Raw genomic sequence first — 1,863 nt, forward strand, 5'->3', positions numbered from 1 at the left:
CCTTAACGGGTGTTGTGATGGGTAGGGGAGCGTCGTGTGCCGGGTGAAGCAGCCGTGGAAGCGAGTTGTGGACGGTTCACGAGTGAGAATGCAGGCATGAGTAGCGATACAAGAGTGGGAAACTCTTGCGCCGATTGACTAAGGGTTCCTGGGTCAAGCTGATCTGCCCAGGGTAAGTCGGGACCTAAGGCGAGGCCGACAGGCGTAGTCGATGGACAACCGGTTGATATTCCGGTACCCGCTTTGAAGCGCCCAGTACTGAATCAGGCGATGCTAAGTCCGTGAAGCCGCCCTGATCTCTTCGGAGTTGAGGGGAGTGGTGGAGCCGACGGACCAGACTTGTAGTAGGTAAGCGATGGGGTGACGCAGGAAGGTAGTCCAGCCCGGGCGGTGGTTGTCCCGGGGTAAGGGTGTAGGCCGTGTGGTAGGTAAATCCGTCACACGTTGAGGCTGAGACCTGATGCCGAGCCGATTGTGGTGAAGTGGATGATCCTATGCTGTCGAGAAAAGCCTCTAGTGAGTTTCATGGCGGCCCGTACCCTAAACCGACTCAGGTGGTCAGGTAGAGAATACCGAGGCGTTCGGGTGAACTATGGTTAAGGAACTCGGCAAAATGCCCCCGTAACTTCGGGAGAAGGGGGGCCATTTCTGGTGATGACATTTACTGTCTGAGCTGGGGGTGGCCGCAGAGACCAGCGAGAAGCGACTGTTTACTAAAAACACAGGTCCGTGCGAAGCCGTAAGGCGATGTATACGGACTGACGCCTGCCCGGTGCTGGAACGTTAAGGGGACCGGTTAGTCGACCTTCGGGTTGGCGAAGCTGAGAACTTAAGCGCCAGTAAACGGCGGTGGTAACTATAACCATCCTAAGGTAGCGAAATTCCTTGTCGGGTAAGTTCCGACCTGCACGAATGGCGTAACGACTTCTCGACTGTCTCAACCATAGGCCCGGTGAAATTGCATTACGAGTAAAGATGCTCGTTTCGCGCAGCAGGACGGAAAGACCCCGGGACCTTTACTATAGCTTGATATTGGTGTTCGGTTCGGCTTGTGTAGGATAGGTGGGAGACTGTGAAGCGCCAACGCCAGTTGGTGTGGAGTCGTTGTTGAAATACCACTCTGGTCGTGCTGGATGTCTAACCTGGGTCCGTGATCCGGATCAGGGACAGTGTCTGGTGGGTAGTTTAACTGGGGCGGTTGCCTCCTAAAGGGTAACGGAGGCGCCCAAAGGTTCCCTCAGCCTGGTTGGCAATCAGGTGTTGAGTGTAAGTGCACAAGGGAGCTTGACTGTGAGACTGACGGGTCGAGCAGGTACGAAAGTAGGGACTAGTGATCCGGCGGTGGCTTGTGGAAGCGCCGTCGCTCAACGGATAAAAGGTACCCCGGGGATAACAGGCTGATCTTCCCCAAGAGTCCATATCGACGGGATGGTTTGGCACCTCGATGTCGGCTCGTCGCATCCTGGGGCTGGAGTCGGTCCCAAGGGTTGGGCTGTTCGCCCATTAAAGCGGTACGCGAGCTGGGTTTAGAACGTCGTGAGACAGTTCGGTCCCTATCCGCTGTGCGCGTAGGAGTCTTGAGAAGGGCTGTCCCTAGTACGAGAGGACCGGGACGGACGAACCTCTGGTGTGCCAGTTGTTCTGCCAAGGGCATGGCTGGTTGGCTACGTTCGGAAAGGATAACCGCTGAAAGCATCTAAGCGGGAAGCCTGCTTCGAGATGAGGGCTCCCTCCCACTTGATGGGGTAAGGCTCCCAGTAGACGACTGGGTTGATAGGCCAGATATGGAAGACCGGTAACGGTTGGAGTTGACTGGTACTAATAGGCCGAGGGCTTGTCCTCAGTTGCTCGCGTCCACTGTGT

1 rRNA gene (cut by a window edge) is annotated in these 1,863 nt (G+C 56.2%); it reads left to right on the plus strand.

The window, feature by feature from the left end:
- Positions 1 to 1,842: ribosomal RNA gene (locus tag RZ84_RS40065) — 23S ribosomal RNA — on the plus strand (it extends 1,591 nt beyond the left edge of the window).
- The last annotated feature ends 21 nt before the right edge of the window (positions 1,843 to 1,863 follow it).

This window comes from Streptomyces sp. CT34 (assembly GCF_000805335.1).
Taxonomy (GTDB): Bacteria; Actinomycetota; Actinomycetes; order Streptomycetales; family Streptomycetaceae; genus Streptomyces.